The 14,842-nt window shown below is 49.3% G+C and carries 18 protein-coding genes; 6 read left to right on the forward strand and 12 right to left on the reverse strand.

Annotated features, from left to right (window positions below; translation table 11 throughout):
* Window positions 1-485: 485 nt before the first annotated feature.
* Window positions 486-1,421, reverse strand: a complete 936-nt coding sequence (locus DQX05_RS20485; protein ID WP_119795342.1) for a transglycosylase domain-containing protein — start codon at window positions 1,419-1,421, stop codon at window positions 486-488.
* A gap of 504 nt (window positions 1,422-1,925) precedes the next feature.
* Between DQX05_RS20485 and DQX05_RS20490 the strand changes: the two genes are divergently transcribed.
* The 3 genes from DQX05_RS20490 (at window position 1,926) to DQX05_RS20495 (ending at window position 3,856) form a co-directional block, all read left to right on the forward strand.
* Complete coding sequence (locus DQX05_RS20490; protein WP_259392140.1) at window positions 1,926-2,978, forward strand: ABC transporter substrate-binding protein; 1,053 nt, start codon at window positions 1,926-1,928, stop codon at window positions 2,976-2,978.
* A 33-nt stretch (window positions 2,979-3,011) separates the two neighbouring features.
* Window positions 3,012-3,191, forward strand: coding sequence for a hypothetical protein (locus DQX05_RS32385; protein WP_259392141.1), 180 nt, complete (start codon window positions 3,012-3,014; stop codon window positions 3,189-3,191).
* Window positions 3,192-3,268: 77 nt separating this feature from the next.
* Window positions 3,269-3,856, forward strand: a complete 588-nt coding sequence (locus DQX05_RS20495) for a hypothetical protein (RefSeq protein WP_119795343.1) — start codon at window positions 3,269-3,271, stop codon at window positions 3,854-3,856.
* Window positions 3,857-3,950: 94 nt separating this feature from the next.
* Here DQX05_RS20495 and wrbA read toward each other — a convergent pair whose 3' ends face one another.
* Window positions 3,951-4,568 carry an NAD(P)H:quinone oxidoreductase gene (wrbA, locus tag DQX05_RS20500; protein ID WP_119795344.1) on the reverse strand — a complete coding sequence of 206 codons (618 nt, stop codon included), beginning with the start codon at window positions 4,566-4,568 and terminating at the stop codon, window positions 3,951-3,953.
* A gap of 66 nt (window positions 4,569-4,634) precedes the next feature.
* Window positions 4,635-5,414, reverse strand: a complete 780-nt coding sequence (locus DQX05_RS20505; RefSeq protein ID WP_119795345.1) for a pirin family protein — start codon at window positions 5,412-5,414, stop codon at window positions 4,635-4,637.
* A 257-nt stretch (window positions 5,415-5,671) separates the two neighbouring features.
* Between DQX05_RS20505 and DQX05_RS20510 the strand changes: the two genes are divergently transcribed.
* From DQX05_RS20510 to DQX05_RS20520, 3 genes are read left to right on the forward strand one after another with little or no spacing between them, the layout of a single operon-like run.
* The gene (locus DQX05_RS20510) at window positions 5,672-7,021 is read left to right on the forward strand and encodes a spore germination protein (protein WP_119795346.1); all 1,350 of its coding nucleotides are present in this window, start codon (window positions 5,672-5,674) and stop codon (window positions 7,019-7,021) included.
* Window positions 7,018-8,088, forward strand: coding sequence for a GerAB/ArcD/ProY family transporter (locus DQX05_RS20515; protein ID WP_119795355.1), 1,071 nt, complete (start codon window positions 7,018-7,020; stop codon window positions 8,086-8,088). Before DQX05_RS20510 ends, DQX05_RS20515 begins: the two co-directional genes overlap by 4 nt.
* Window positions 8,081-9,166: a Ger(x)C family spore germination protein gene (locus DQX05_RS20520; RefSeq protein ID WP_119795347.1), complete on the forward strand. Its 1,086-nt coding sequence runs from the start codon at window positions 8,081-8,083 to the stop codon at window positions 9,164-9,166. Before DQX05_RS20515 ends, DQX05_RS20520 begins: the two co-directional genes overlap by 8 nt.
* 266 nt (window positions 9,167-9,432) lie before the next feature.
* Here DQX05_RS20520 and DQX05_RS32900 read toward each other — a convergent pair whose 3' ends face one another.
* The 9 genes from DQX05_RS32900 to DQX05_RS20545 form a co-directional block, all read right to left on the reverse strand.
* On the reverse strand, window positions 9,433-9,936 hold the full coding sequence (locus tag DQX05_RS32900; RefSeq protein WP_310735687.1) for a hypothetical protein: 504 nt from the start codon (window positions 9,934-9,936) through the stop codon (window positions 9,433-9,435).
* Window positions 9,933-10,364 carry a hypothetical protein gene (locus DQX05_RS32905; protein ID WP_310735688.1) on the reverse strand — a complete coding sequence of 144 codons (432 nt, stop codon included), beginning with the start codon at window positions 10,362-10,364 and terminating at the stop codon, window positions 9,933-9,935. The genes DQX05_RS32900 and DQX05_RS32905 overlap by 4 nt, the downstream gene beginning before the upstream one ends.
* A 32-nt stretch (window positions 10,365-10,396) precedes the next feature.
* A complete protein-coding gene (locus DQX05_RS32910; protein ID WP_310735689.1) occupies window positions 10,397-10,804 on the reverse strand; it encodes a hypothetical protein in 408 nt (135 codons plus the stop codon).
* On the reverse strand, window positions 10,798-11,376 hold the full coding sequence (locus DQX05_RS32915) for a hypothetical protein (RefSeq protein ID WP_310735690.1): 579 nt from the start codon (window positions 11,374-11,376) through the stop codon (window positions 10,798-10,800). Before DQX05_RS32915 ends, DQX05_RS32910 begins: the two co-directional genes overlap by 7 nt.
* 52 nt (window positions 11,377-11,428) lie before the next feature.
* Window positions 11,429-12,088, reverse strand: coding sequence for a hypothetical protein (locus DQX05_RS32390; protein ID WP_259392142.1), 660 nt, complete (start codon window positions 12,086-12,088; stop codon window positions 11,429-11,431).
* A complete protein-coding gene (locus DQX05_RS32395; protein WP_259392143.1) occupies window positions 12,051-12,332 on the reverse strand; it encodes a hypothetical protein in 282 nt (93 codons plus the stop codon). The genes DQX05_RS32390 and DQX05_RS32395 overlap by 38 nt, the downstream gene beginning before the upstream one ends.
* A gap of 9 nt (window positions 12,333-12,341) precedes the next feature.
* On the reverse strand, window positions 12,342-12,467 hold the full coding sequence (locus DQX05_RS32400) for a hypothetical protein (protein WP_259392144.1): 126 nt from the start codon (window positions 12,465-12,467) through the stop codon (window positions 12,342-12,344).
* A gap of 585 nt (window positions 12,468-13,052) precedes the next feature.
* The gene (locus DQX05_RS20540; RefSeq protein WP_182914837.1) at window positions 13,053-13,931 is read right to left on the reverse strand and encodes an IS3 family transposase; all 879 of its coding nucleotides are present in this window, start codon (window positions 13,929-13,931) and stop codon (window positions 13,053-13,055) included.
* The gene (locus DQX05_RS20545) at window positions 13,880-14,227 is read right to left on the reverse strand and encodes a helix-turn-helix domain-containing protein (protein WP_259392145.1); all 348 of its coding nucleotides are present in this window, start codon (window positions 14,225-14,227) and stop codon (window positions 13,880-13,882) included. Before DQX05_RS20545 ends, DQX05_RS20540 begins: the two co-directional genes overlap by 52 nt.
* Window positions 14,228-14,842 lie beyond the last annotated feature (615 nt).

Raw genomic sequence — 14,842 nt, forward strand, 5'->3', positions numbered from 1 at the left:
GGCAAGAGTACAGGGGCCAGAGTACAGGGGCCAGAGTAGAGAGAGGGAAAAAAGAGGAGGGAAATACGGTCGCGAGAAAAGCAGCGGTAGATGGACGAGGAAGTGAAATCCTGCGATAATACATCATTTTACGCTATTTTATCCAGTATTTTGTTAAACTCCTGCAAAAGAGCATCTTTTTCGCCGAATTTTGCTTTTAATCTATCGTTTAGGCTGAAATTGATGCAGTTTTGCAGGAACTCCTGTAACGGAGTAAACGCCGTAAGGAAATACTGCATTTTTACAGTATTCCTGCACTACCCTGCACTACCCCGCACGACCCCTCATTCCCCTGCACTCCCCGATATCCCCCTCAATTCCCCGCAATCCCCACGTATTTTCATGCCTTTCCAGGCATGCATCTCCCGTCAAGCCCATCTTGCCAAAATCAGGCGGCTGTCTCGCTGCAGCTCCATACTGCTTATGAGACAGCCCTCTCCGCTCCATCATGAAGGGTGGACGATTTCCGCCTTCTTCAGATGCTGGCGCTCCCCTACGGTCATCCAGCCCAGCTCGACCATCCGGCGCAGCACGACGTTCTGGCGGCGTTCGGCATCTGCGGGATGCTTCCGCGGAGACAGCCGTTCGGGCGCCTTCAGCAGTCCGGCCAGCATCGCCGCTTCCGCCTCATTAATCGTCTCCAGCGTATCAGACGCCCCGGCGGTCTTGCCGAAGTAGAAGCGGGCGGCATCTTCAATCCCGTATTTTCCGTGTCCAAAATAGACCTTATTAAAATACATCTCCAGAATCTCGTCCTTCGTATATCTCCATTCCAGATTGGCGGCGATGGCCATTTCCTTCAGCTTGCGGGAATAGAGCTTATCCTGGGTCAGGAACAGGTTGCGGGCCAGCTGCATCGTAATCGTGCTTCCGCCCTGCGCTTTTTGCTGCTTCGTGACGTTGATCCATACAGAGCGGGCGAGTCCAATCGGATCGATGCCCGGATGGTAACGGTAACGATGGTCCTCGATGGCCAGCAGCGCCTCCGTAACATAAGCCGGCATGTCCTTTAGACGAACGATATGTCTCCCGTCTGCCGCAACCCCCTCACGTATCTCTTCCCGCAGCGCCCCCAGCGTCGCTTCGTTCATCCAGGACGGAGCGAGCCCGGCCATCATGAACCAGCCGATAACCGGCGCCAATATTGCCGCGATCAACCCATATATGACCCATCGTTTCCAGACATGCGCGATACTCCGGACGATGGACGTGGATGTAGATTCCTTATCTATCTGCACTTGCTCTTGCTTGTCAGGCCGTTCTTCCGAAGCCGACGCGGCGTCTCCGCCCGGAGAGCCCGTCCATTCCCCTTCATGCGCGCGCATCGCTCGAATCGGCGAACGCAGCGCTATGGAACCCTGCTCCCATCTGATGATTTTCATCGGAATCGAACTCCTTTCGATAGGTCTAGTGTACAAAATAGAGACCGCTCTTCCCATCGAATTCCGTTGCATGAAGCTTACAAGTGCGAAAGCTACGCCATCCCTCTCCCTTGATATTGGACAGCATCTATGGCCCCCATTATCTACGAATTCCGAAGTGGATATCGTTATAGCATTTTTACATTTCTTCACACCAAATTACCATCATATTTAGTACGATTTCTCTAGCCGGATCAGAGCGGATTCAATTGCGAATTCACTCATTTGTTATGAAAACGTTTACTAAGCAGCATCGCGACTCAACATGGCCCGGCATTAATCCTTTATTAACTTCAATTTCTTCGTGGAAATGGAACCAGCGAGAACTTGCTTGTATTTTTCGATCATGGACGTGAGAACGATTCGGAACCGTTCCAGATCTCCGCTTACGCATGCGAGAGGCGGAACCGGGCGGGTCTGAACAAGTTCATATTATTTGTTCGAAAAGAAGGTAGCTCGCTAACCATGAAAAGAAAACTTTCCCTGCTAACCATTGCCATCCTCATGCTGCTGGTGTCAGGCTGCGGCGGAACGGCCGCGGAACCGCCCCCTCAACCTCCAGATCAGAGGCAGGACGGAACGCCTCAATCCACCCCTGAACAGACAGATGGTTCGGACACCACGCAGCCGATCGAAGCCTCGCGTACGAATGACGTCACCTATGACGGCGACCCGGTACCCTTGAAGTTCATTATCGAAGTCGATAAAGAGACGTTCCGCATCCGCTACAAAGAACAAATCGAAGCGAAATTCCCGAACATCACGCTGGAGCAGGCTAACGCCTCGCTCAATCCGGAAGGGCTCCAGGAATTGAATGCGCGCGGAGATATTCCTGCTTTATATGTTATGCATCAGGGCTATGACATGTTGAAGGAACTGGATATGCTAGAACCGCTCGATCCGTACATTGCGCAAAGGGGCTTCGATCTCGGGGTCATCAACAACGGCATCGTCGATATCCAGCGCGCGCTAGATCCGGACGGCGCCGGCCTGCTCTACGGCATGCCGATCAAAGGGACCCAGAGTGTTCTGTATTACAACAAAGCTATCTTCGATAAATTCGGCGTCAACGGAACCGATCCGGAGACCGGAGAAGTGTTGTTTACGAAGGAACCTGCGTTTCAGCAATTTTTTGATATGCTGGACAAATACCGCAGCATCCCCGGCATGGTGGACACAAGCGATTATTCCTACACCTTCAACAATGATCAAAATGTGGCGATGACGATCGTCTCCCTCCCTACGCTTCCGCTGTATAACGCTGTCCAGGGAATGGACTTCGATATCGTATCCGTGCCGGAATGGCGGGAGCACCCCGGCGTCGGACCATCTGTTCCGGCGATCTCCATCAGCATGAACAAGCATAGCCGGCATAAAGAGGCTGCTTGGGCCGTCATCGCGTCTCTTGCTTCGCAGGAAGGCCAGCTTGTGCTGTCCCGTGTCGGCAGCCCGCCAACGATCAAGAACGAGGAAGCGTTCGAGCAGTATTCGGCGGCGGATATGGAAGCGACCCACTAAACATATAACATTCGCCCGATCTTTGAGCAGCGAGTGGCGAGCATTTCGAATTTTTCCCCATATGGGCCGTTAGTCACGTTCTTCTACGACGATTACATCAATCAGAACGCGCGTACCTTCGTCACGACCCCCGACAAGGATGCGGCGACTTACTTGCGGGAGATGGAGGAGGAATATGCAGCCATCGTCAAGGAATTGAAGGAATTGAAATAGAACGCTGCCTCATTCCTTTGTTCCTTTTTCATTCGCTGCTGCACAAGGTATACTGTCATAAGGAGGGATCGAACATCATGAACAGACAGCGAATGCTATGGCTCGCCGCCTGCTCGGCGCTTCTTATTGCCAGCGGATTGATGTCCGGCTGCGCAGACAACCAGGCCGCACCGGATGCTTCCCCGTCCCCGGGACAAGCTCAGTCGAGCCCGACAGCAGCCGGGACACGAGGAGAAGCTCCCGCAGACTCGGCTGCGGCCGGACAAGATGCGGCATCGAATTACGACTCGACGGCTGGCGGCAACTCGTCGGCAGGAGAATCCGCGGCGGATGATGCAGAGGTGGAACAGGTACTCAAATCAATCGATACCGGGAACGGCTACCACAAGAAGATAGAACTGTTGAAAGACGGCGGCAAGCGTGTCACCATCACCGACCCGAACGGGAAGGCGACGGTCCGTAAAGTCGAGTATGAAGGCATGATCAGTGCCGTAGACGGCAGCAGCGTGACGGTTCAATTGGAGCATGGCGGAGAAAAAACGATCGAGGTTGGGAATCATATGATCGTCGATGACGAGACAGGCCAAGGCTTCAAGGCGGGCACCGGGATCGAATGGGATGTCGATCAGGACGGAACCATCCTCAACATCGAGTTGGACGACTAAGCTTCCGCTTAGTCACAGTCCATCTAATCTGGTGGAATGAACAAAGGGTGCCCAGGCCATATCGGCCCGGACACCCTTTTCTTGCGAGAATTGCTTAGCTTTGCGCCATTCCTGCTTTGACCCAGCCGGCTGTCGTTACGGTGCGCTTCGCTTGGTGCTTCACCGCTGCCTCCACATTTTCAACCATCTTGCCGTCCTGGCCCACGGTTACGCTGGTGCCGTACGGATTGCCTCCTGCCGCATACGCCGCTGGATCGGTATAGCCGGGAGCGGCCACGATGGCGCCCCAATGATACATCGACGTATACAGGCTCAGAATCGTCGCTTCCTGTCCGCCATGCGAATTCCCGGCGCTGGACATCGCGCTGACCACCTTGTTCGTCAGCTTGCCTTGTGCCCACAGGCCTCCGGTCGTGTCCAGGAACTGCTTTATCTGGGATGGCATATTGCCGAACCGGGTCGGAACGCTGAAGATGATGGCATCCGCCCACTCCAGGTCCGCAGGCTGTACCGTCGGCACATGCTGCGTCGCGTCGACATGCGCTTTCCAGGCCGGATTGCTCTCGATCGCCGCCGGCGGCGCCAGTTCAGGTACCTTGAGCACCTTGACATCGGCTCCTGCCGCTTCCGCCCCTTCCTTGGCCCATTGCGCCAGCTGATAGTTCGTGCCTGTCGAGCTGTAATAGATTATGGCCAATTTCACATTTGCCATCTGAAATCGCTCCTTTATTTTCATTTTAAGTGTATATAGTCAATCTGTCTTTCCGTCTTTGGTACGTTATTTGCGGTACAATGGATAATCGACATTCGTCGGCACTTCAATGGCAATCAACCGGGTCGCTTCCTCCGCTTCGATGCGCAGGACTTCATTATCATCTTCGTTACCGGTCGAGATTATGAATTGTTCGCTGGCATACTGCACCTGTTCTTCTCCCGCTTCCGCGGAGCGCATGATCCCCTTGCCGCCAATAATGAGCGCCGTCCATGTACGGCCGGGCGGCAAGACGGGCTCGTAGCTATGGCCGGCTTGCACCGTAATGTCCCACATACGCGCATCCGCTACAAGGAGGAATGGGGCCCCGTCGCCGAGCACTGTCTTCACGGTGGCGCCGCCGGATTCATGAACCGGGAACGCCTCGTGCTCGAATTGCACATAATGGGGCGGGCGCTTTCTCGCTTCCAGCAGATTCGGCTCGAACCAGATCTGGAGCATGTCGGCATCCGGGCCGACGATGCGTTCGCTGTGCTCCACGCCGCTCCCCGCTTGAATCAATTGCGCGCCTCCCGCGCCGACGACGCTGTCCGTTCCCAGCGAATCTCCATGGTGGGTCTTGCCCTGAATGACATAAGACAGAATCTCGAACGCCTGATGCGGATGAGGCGGGATATAGCCCTCCTCCTTCGCCTTGGCCCAAGCCCAATAGAACAACGTGCTGACACGTGTGACGGCCCCGCCCTCATGCGGGAAGCCAATCGGCTTAATCTCCGTAATCCGGCCGCCGTCGAACGCTCCCGTCGCCATCTGGCTCGCCGTATATTGATTAATCTTCACATCCATCCTCCCTTTGCCATGAATTTTGACTGGCTATGCCGCATAATAATCTTTAATTCGAGATATATGATAGTAACGATGCGATCGTTGAGCAAGCGGTACATTCATCGCGCTTGCTTATTGAGCGCCTATGAGTAACATCATAATCCGCATTTATCTCGATGTCAAGATATATCCAACCACCACCCTACTCGCATACACCAGGCAAAAAGGGGCATACTCTCCCTAAGCAACTGGAATATTGAAAGAAAGAGGGGATAAGCTTGATCACAATCGGCGATATTTGCGATAGCGTGAGAGAGGCATCGTGTTCGAACGATTTCATAGTTCAGCATTTGCATAATGGAGAGCTGCAAGCGATTATTTATTTTTTCGACACGCTTTGCGACACGAAAGCAATCAGAGAGCGGATTTCAGATCCGTTTGCCAAATGCTCCACAATCGAAGCGTTCACGGGAGTGCTTCAGTCTGAGCTATTATGCGAGGAACTTCGGGAGGTAAGCGCAATTCCCTCGAAGCTGCTGGAAAGCTGCGCCATTGTATTTTTCAATGACCGGTTATGGGCGTTGTCTGCAGCGGATGTCAAAATCAATCAGCCGGATCCAGCTGCTATTGAATCTACGATTCATGGTCCGGACTTCGCATTATCGGAAAACCTAAAGACGAATCTTAATTTGATTCGCAACCGCTATCCTTCCTCCTCTCTCGTGATGGAAGAATGGCGGGCCGGCCGGATTTCCCGAACCAAAGCAGCTATTCTGTATGATTCCGCACTCGTAAATACGGATGTATTGCAAGACATTCAAAAAAAGCTCCAAGCCGTTGATGCCGATATTGTTCAAGATGTAGCACAGCTCGAAGCGCTCATTACGCCAATGAAGTATCGGCTCTTTCCCGTTATGCTCAATACGGAACGGCCGGATCGAATCGCGATGAATTTGGCGCAGGGCAAGGTCGTTATCCTTATGCAAGGAACGCCTTACGCATTGCTTGCCCCCGTTGTGTTCCATGATTTTATGTCTGCGGTCGATGATGTTTATCAATCCTTCTGGGTTACTCATTCCTTGGTCATCCTTCGATATATGGCGCTTATCATTACGGTTATTCTGCCTGCTTGTTATATTGCGGTCGTCTCCTATAATCCGGAGATCTTCCGCGTACAGTTAGCTGTATCTATTGACGGTAGCCGATCTACCGTACCGTATCCCTCCTTTTTCGAGGTCTTCATTATGCTGTTTATTCTCGAGACGTTAATCGAGGCGAGTATCCGGCTTCCCAATAACATAGGCCAAGCCGCTACAACCGTCGGCGGCCTTATCCTTGGCCGAGCGGCATACGAAGCCGGATTAGTAAGCAGCATTATGATTATTATTGCTGCGGCCGTCGCTATCGTTAACTTTGTCATCCCGGTGAATGCCATGAGCTTTGCGATGCGCGTTGTGAAATACCCTTTCATCCTGCTCGCCATGCTGTTCGGCATTACCGGTATTCTCGTAGGCATGTTTTGCTTCACGCTTTATTTGGCAAGCATTACGAGCTTCGGGCAACCTTATTTTCGTATCTATCGAGGAGAATATTCACCCACTAATTATAAGCAAAGGAAATGGTCATGAGCCGTTATCAATTCTATCTTTTCATGCTGTGTGCATTCATTAGCCCCGCTCTGTACTTGCCAAGATGGCTGCATCAAGCCCGGTACGACGGGGCCCTTGCTTCGGTAGGCATCGCCATGCTGTTGGGATTATTGATGGCCTGGCTATTCAAGACGAGCTTGAAGCCCTTTCACAAGCTATCCTTGACGGAGGTTATGGAGCGGCACGTCCCTCGTCACATTGGTCTTATTCTGTACAGTGTCCTCGGTTTCACATGGTTTGCGGCAGGCGCATCGACTTTGATTACGATTTGTTATGTCATTAAGGGGTTCATTAATCCGAATATGGACTTCCTCGTGCTGCTCTCTTGCTTCCTCGTCGCCGTCTACTGGGCATCGCTGAGAGCTTCCATCGCGCTTCTCTACAATCTGGAGTTATGGGTGTTCATCATAACCCCAATCATCGTGTTTATTTGGATAAAAGGAATCCGGAATGATACGTTTTCTTGGGATGCCGTGCTCACCTTGAACGATTATGTGTTGAACGCTCCGTCATGGGATGGAATCGCCGTTGCCAGTTTTTTATTCACTGGATATATCTCCTTATCGGTGTTCCAAGCAACTCATCAGGGAAGCGGCATTCGCTGGTTATGGTTGATTCCCCTCATCGGTACTGCCGTGTTCAGTGCGGTATTCTTCATTCCGATCGGCCTCCATGGCACTCAGGCGGTCGATCAATATATCCATATTTGGGTCAATACGGCCGATTCGATCCAGTTAAAGTATGGCATGATCGAACGTGGAGTTTTTCTGCTTTTGTTCAGCTATATCATCATGTCATTAGTATTTGCAGCAACAAGCTGGCATGTGGCAGCCGAATGGATAAGCGGCGTTTTCAAGGAACGACCGGCCCATATCAAGCGCTTCATGATAGGAATTGCTGGTATTGCCGTATTGGTCATCGGTTATTATGTGAACGAAAAGCAATTAATGACTCTCACTCATCGTTGGTTCTCGCTTCGCTTCGCCGCAGAACTGCTTCTGGTCGCGGTCATGGTTATAGTCAGAAGGAGGGGTCGAAGTGCATAAAGGATTGGTGGCTCTGATCCTGCTCGCATTCATCTCGCTCCCGGGATGCGGGTTCAAAGATATTGACAAGCGTTTTCTCATTGTGGCGATGGGGGTCGATCAAGGAACGGAGAAACAATACGAGGTAACGGTCAAACTCATTATTCCTACGACACTGACGGAACCAGGCAAATCGAACTTCCAAATCGTTAGCAAAGAAGCGGACAGTATCTCAGAAGCATTGGAATTGATGAGATCCGACGTGGACAAACAGTTGGATCTGAGCCATGCCAAAGTTACGATTTTCGGCAACAAGATTGCACAGGGGGATATGAAGAAGCATGTCGACTGGTTCCTACGCCGCCGCGGAGTCCAGCGGATCGAATATGTAGCCGTCGCGGAACATTCCGCCAAGGATATTCTGACGCTCAGCCAGAAATCAGAGCGTTTGGCTGGCAATTCCCTGATTCTCAGCTTCGGCCGGGAAGGGACCGAATCTTCGTATATTATTACCGAATACCTGTACGATTTTTATGAACGGCTTTTAGAGAAAGGGAGAGACCCTTATTTGCCGGTCATTAAAGTCAGAAATCACACCTATGAGATTAATCAGGTTGCCCTCTTCGATAAGAGTAAGATCAAAATGGTGCTCGAACCGGATCAGACCCTCATCCTCAATCAGTTGATGTACAAACATCCTCGCTTCGAAGTAAACATTAGGGAAAAGAACCTGAAAGTCTCCATGGCTGTGCATAAATATAACTACCGTTACAAGATCAACACCTCTAATCGCAGCCAGCCTACGATAGATTTCGTTGTTAGGCTTAGAGGGATTGCGGAAGAGTCTTCCGATATTAGGCTCGGGGCCAGCCGGCAAGAAATCGAGCGGGCCGCTGAACGAACGATCGAACATTCATATCTAAGACTATTGAACAGCTTGAAAAAAAACCAGCTGGATCCGATCGGATTCGGATTGCGCTATATTGCGACGCGGCATGGAGGACATCAAGATTGGGACAACTGGAAGACGCTATATCCCCGTGTCAAATTCAACGTCAAAGCCCATGTCACCTTGGACAGCACAGGCGAGATTAAATAGGGCGCTTCTTCCACCGGCTTATCCTCCTTGACAATGCAGACTGAGGCTATTGCCGGATACCAGTGTTATAGACATTTCCGGGCTGCACATATACGACAGCCGCTCCCAAGCGATTCGCTTGTTGGCAGAATTCGATGTGCAATACTTAGCAACGATTCCGGGTCGGCGAATGCCGAACAGCCCGTCGGCGAGTTGCCAACGGGCTGCTATTCGTGCGCGGCAGCACACATCTGCTTTTTCTATCTTCCTTTTTACCTATCTATGCTTTATTCCTCAATATACAATTCTTCAATATATACTCTTTCTCCGGACATCAAGTAAACTACGTTTTTGTCCGCATCTAGCGCCGCTACCATCTTGGTCTCCTTATTTTGGACAAAGGAGAAGTCTTTAGCCGAGTTGTCCCATTTCACTTCAAGTCCCTGGATGTCCATATTGAACAATTTCTTCGCGATCGGGGCGACCGCTTCTTTCGCTTCTTTTTCGGTAATATCTTTCTTCATCACCTGTTTTCGCCCGCCGTCATGAACGTAAAGTACCTTCCCCGTCTTGGCATCCAGAGCAAGCGTAACCTTGCCGCCTTTAAGCTTCCACGTCTTATTCTCAACGCCACCCTCAAGCACAGCTTTCGTCACGTCCATGTCACGATCTAAAGCCGTTTTCACTGCCTCCGCTGCCGTTTTCAGTAATATCGGTTCAAGCTCGTTCTTGCTAAATTCGCTCGCCGCCCCAATACGAGTTTTCTCTGGGGACCCTGGCAGATTTTTCACGAGAAAGGCGGAGAAATCCTTCCCGCTTTCTTGGCATACATCCCTTTCAGCACTTTCAGGATTTCATCCTGATCCTTTTTGCTGATTCTATCGATGGTTTGCTTGCCTCTGATATTCCATATTTTTTTGGTCTTTTGTATATAGGCTACACTATAAGTTTCATCTTCAGAACGACCCCACACCCACCCTAACATTTCGTCAAGCTCGCCAACATCCTGCAACGTAATCTCTTTCCCCGTAAATTGTTTTACAGCCTTTTGCAGCTCGGCAGCCAGTTTCTTGTCGATTGTCACTTCTTTGCTCTTCGATTGCTGCAACTCTTGCTTCTTCTCTTGCGCTGCCTCCGCGCCCGCAGGAATCGGGCCTGCCGATGCGGACAGCATGCTGGATACGACCAGTGTTGCGACGATAGCTTTTTTGAAATTCATGTTAACTCCTCCTATGCATCTACTTGTGTTATTTAATTCCCTGCGGCCGCTCTGCTCCCGGACTTTATGTACACCACATTTTTCTCGGCATCCAATGCGGCTCTCACCGCCGTAATATCATCTTTTTCGATGAAGCGGTAATCTTTAAATAAGCTGTCCCATTTTACTTCATATCCAGTAATGTCGATATTGAATAATTTTTTCGCTAGCGGGGCGACCGCTTCTTTGGCTTCTTTTTCTGTCATCTCTTTGTTCGTCGTGACCTTATTGCCTTGTTCATTGCTCAGGCTGATTGCTTTCCCTTTCTCCATGTAAGCCGTCACTTTGTCATCCTCAAGCACCCACGTATGAAGCGTCCACTGACTCTCAATCTGCGCCTTCGTCACGTCAAATTGATGATCGAACGCCGTTTTAATCGCGTCCGTGGCCGATTTCAGCAATTTCGGATCAAGTTCTTTCTTATCAATATCGATCGTCGCGCTGGCGATAGCATAACCTTCTGAACTAGAGTGCGAAAATCTTTCCCGTCTAAATTATAAATTACATAATCGCCAAGTTTCCCCTTGCTATTATTGTAGGTTTGGGACTGTGTAACGTTTTTGTTAAATACGTATTTCTTCTTTGAATAGGTACTCTTTAACTGTTTTAAGGCCTCGTCTTGAAATTTTTTGTCGACTTTGTAAATTGTGGTCTTGACAGAAACATTCCATATATTTCCCTTTTCAGGATCAAAGTGAACACCATATATTCCGTCTACAGATCGAACCGTGACCTGCCCATTGTTAAGTTCGCCGACATCCTTAAGCTTAATCTCTTTCCCCGCAAGTTCATTTACCGCTTTTTTTAGCTTGGGAGCCAGCTTTTTGTCGATTTTCACTTCTTTACTCTTCGATTGATGCTGTTCTTGCTGCTTCTCTTGCGCTGCCTCCGCGCCCGCAGGAATCGGACCTGCCAATGCGGCCAGCATGCCGGATACGACCAAGGTTGCGGCGATAGCTTTTTTGAAATTCATGATAAGTCCTCCTATATACATGTTCGTACATCAAATTAGAAATTGACCCCGATCAGACGCCGTCTCCCCCGTGAGCCGCATTGTCTCCGGATTTAAGATACACCACGGTTTTGTCGGCATCCAATGCCGCTCTCACACTCGTCCCATTCTTTTTGGTGAAGTAATAGTCTTTCATTAAGCTATCCCATTTCACGTTATATCCATTAAGATCGATATTGAACAATTTCTTCGCTAACGGAGCAACCGCTTCTTTTGCCTCTTTTTCTGAACTTCCTTTATTATCCCGTAATTTTATTCCGAGCTCATTGATTACGCTATTTATTTTTCCAGACTTGGGATCCGCATAAATCGTAACCTTGTCGTCCCGAAGCATCCACTTTACTTCTGGTTTTTGACCTGGTTTCCATGGACTAAAACAACCCTGAAGCTGAGCCTTCTTCATATCAAATTTATGGTTAAAAGCCGTTTTATCGACATCTGTCGCTGCTTTCCACAATTTCGCATCAAGCTCTTTCTTATCGAAGTCAATCTCTATAGAACTGAGGTGATCTCCCCCAATAACCCAATTCTTGTTCAGGTCAGCGGAGAAATCTTTTCCTCGCAAGCGGTACGTTATCTCATCTCTCACCTCTGCTTTTTCATCGGTATACTGGTGAATCACCTCAAATTCATTATCAAATGCGTAGTCCTTCTTCGCATATATTCCTTTCAACCGCCTTCAAAACATCTTCTTGATCCTGCTTGCTGATTTGGTCAAGCGTGGCGGTTTGGCCGCCTACGGTCCAGATAATCCCTGTATCGATGTCATATTGTGCAAAATATTTCCCATCTACAGATCGCACTTCTGCAATATAAGCCGAATAAACGCCAAGCTTGCCTACCTTCTGCAATTCAACGTCTTTCCCGGCAAATAACTTTACCGCTTTATTCAACTTTTCAGTAGATTTCGGATCCACTTGAACCGTTCAACGATCCGCTTGCTGTTGCGGATTCCCTTGCGCTGGATCGGCTCTCGCAGGAATCGGGCCCGCCAATGCGGTCAGCATGCCTGATACGACCAAGGTAGCGACGATAGCTTGCTTCAAATTCACGGTAAATCCTCCTATGTAATTACTTGAATATTTGCTCACCCATATTATCCTAGCGAAGGAATTGGAAAAAAACCACAAGACATTCTATTAATATTAATTAAGAAAACGTTAATACTAACCAACATGATATAACAGTTACTTTTAACCATTGGGCACTATATTGAGCAGAGGCGTCACCCGTCTATGGCATCCGGTTCTATTTAAACAACTTATATAATCTGGCCTGTTCATCTTCCGCAGTTGCCTTTCTTATCAACGGATTGCTTGCTGCTGATAATGAAGCTGCCTCTGCCGCCATTCATTGAGCCTAACTAGACGACAACGCTTAGAACAACGCTTGCCAGTTACATTCATCTATTCATCTATACTCCCCTTCTCATCTGTCTGCCCTTTACCAATATTAACCAGGATAAGGCATTGACTCCACGAAACAATTGATTAAACCTTCTTAAAGAAAATCTTAACAACTCGAACAAAGTATTAAGACAACCAGATACTTGGCCTTACTCTCTGGGTGACAATATACAAAAAAAGCACCCATAATAGGTGGTCAAGCCCCAATTTTGTAGACATTGAAAGAAGCCCCTAGGCTGCAAGCTGTCGCCGGTACTCCACCGGTGTCAGCTTGTTCAGCTTTCGCTGTCTTCTCTCATGATTATAAAAATGTATAAATTCCTCAATTCTGCGTTGTGCCTCCTCCAAACAACGGATATGATAGGGATAGAGCGCTTCCGCTTTGAGATGCGAGAAGAAGCTCTCCATAGCGGCGTTGTCTAGGCAATTGCCGCGTCTGGACATGCTGATCTGGGCGCCAACCGTAGGCAGCATGTTGTGGTACGCATGAGACGTGTACTGGAAGCCTTGGTCGCTGTGAACGATCAATCCGGCTATCTTGCCAGTCGCGTCTTTTTGTGTTTCAAACGCGGATTTAAATGTTTCAAGAACCAGTTCGTTGTCGTTACGCTTGCTCATGTGGTAAGCGATGATTTCGTTGCTGCACAAGTCTTTGATGGCCGACAGGTACAGTCGCTCATCCCCAACGCGATACTGTGTCACATCCGTTACCCACTTCTGGTTCGGTTTGTCCGCTGTAAAGTCTCGCTTAAGTAAATTATCCGCAATACGACCATCGTTTTCGGCTGTCTGATAAGGACTACGGTAGTTACGCTTCCTTCGGATGACAGCCTTCAATCCAAGCTCTTGCATCAAACGCAACACTTTCTTGTGATTCACTTTTTCACCGTACTGATGCTCAAGTTCATCTTCTATCCTTCGGTATCCATACGTTCCCTTTCTCTGGTCGTAGATCGCCTTAATTCGCTCTTTCGTCTCTTGATCCCTGTCCTGATTCTGTCTGTTTACATACCGGTAATATCCGCTTCTCGAAACGCCGAGTATACTGCAGAGTTCCGTTACAGGATACTGTTTTGCCGCTGACTTGATGATGCGATACTTTCCGTGCACACCTCCTGTTTCCAGATTTTCAAACACTTTTTTAAGACATCGTTCTCCCGTTTGAGCTGTTTCACGTACCGCTCCTGATCCAGGTACTCCTTTCGCCGTCCCCGTTGATCCAATAGCCCAAACTCACCTAACTCCCGGTATTTACGCATCCACTTCTTTACTCGATCCTTGTCCTGAATTCCAAAGTGTTCCGTGATCTGCCGGTAGGTCCACTTTTCCTCCACATGTAGACGAATGGCCTCCACTTTCAGGTCTTCTGAATACGTTTTTAACTTTTGTCCCTTTCTAACTGGCATAAAAATGCACCCCCTAGAATTCATCGGATTAACCTAGGGGGTTTTCCAATGTCTATTCTAAGGGGTGCACTTCAGGGTGCTAATGAGTGCTTTTATTAGGTAAGATGCTATTTTAATTGAAGATTTCCCTGAGCTTGGACACTTTCCCCACCGTCGGCCGGGAACATCAATCACGAGCAAGCTTAGAACATTGTAACGCCGTATGGCCACGAAAATCCTGCAAAAGTGCAGCAATTCGATCTCCACGACTCCACCAAAAAGGGAATCCTGCAAAACTACAGGAATTTCCACCGATTCGCTTCGATTTGGAGCAAAAGGGACTAAAATGATGTAGATTTGCAGGAATTCCTTTGGATGTGGACTCATTGTACGGAAATTCCTGTAAAATCGCATCAATTCCCCCCGTTCGCTCCCGTCAGCGCCTACCACTTTTTTCCTGTGTAGCTCAGTTGGATGTGACGAGCCTTAGAATGCGATGACATGTCCACCCGATTCACCGTTCTCCGGTTCGCCACATTCCCTGCATTCTTCCGCACATATAGAAAAAAACCACCGACAGAAAGTCAGTGGTCTTTGTCTGCTTGGCAACGTCCTACTCTCCCAGGACCCTGCGGT

It is taken from the genome of Paenibacillus thiaminolyticus (genome assembly GCF_003591545.1).
GTDB classification, from domain to species: domain Bacteria; phylum Bacillota; class Bacilli; order Paenibacillales; family Paenibacillaceae; genus Paenibacillus_B; species Paenibacillus_B thiaminolyticus_A.

Bases quoted from the DNA above. Each gene is read 5' to 3' on its own strand.
- DQX05_RS20485 (WP_119795342.1), bottom strand. From the start codon at position 1,421: ATGAAAATCATCAGATGGGAGCAGGGTTCCATAGCGCTGCGTTCGCCG.
- DQX05_RS20490 (WP_259392140.1), top strand. From the start codon at position 1,926: ATGAAAAGAAAACTTTCCCTGCTAACCATTGCCATCCTCATGCTGCTG.
- DQX05_RS20495 (WP_119795343.1), top strand. From the start codon at position 3,269: ATGAACAGACAGCGAATGCTATGGCTCGCCGCCTGCTCGGCGCTTCTT.
- wrbA (WP_119795344.1), bottom strand. From the start codon at position 4,568: ATGGCAAATGTGAAATTGGCCATAATCTATTACAGCTCGACAGGCACG.
- DQX05_RS20505 (WP_119795345.1), bottom strand. From the start codon at position 5,414: ATGGATGTGAAGATTAATCAATATACGGCGAGCCAGATGGCGACGGGA.
- DQX05_RS20515 (WP_119795355.1), top strand. From the start codon at position 7,018: ATGAGCCGTTATCAATTCTATCTTTTCATGCTGTGTGCATTCATTAGC.
- DQX05_RS32905 (WP_310735688.1), bottom strand. From the start codon at position 10,364: ATGAATTTCAAAAAAGCTATCGTCGCAACACTGGTCGTATCCAGCATG.
- DQX05_RS32915 (WP_310735690.1), bottom strand. From the start codon at position 11,376: ATGAATTTCAAAAAAGCTATCGCCGCAACCTTGGTCGTATCCGGCATG.
- DQX05_RS20545 (WP_259392145.1), bottom strand. From the start codon at position 14,227: ATGCCAGTTAGAAAGGGACAAAAGTTAAAAACGTATTCAGAAGACCTG.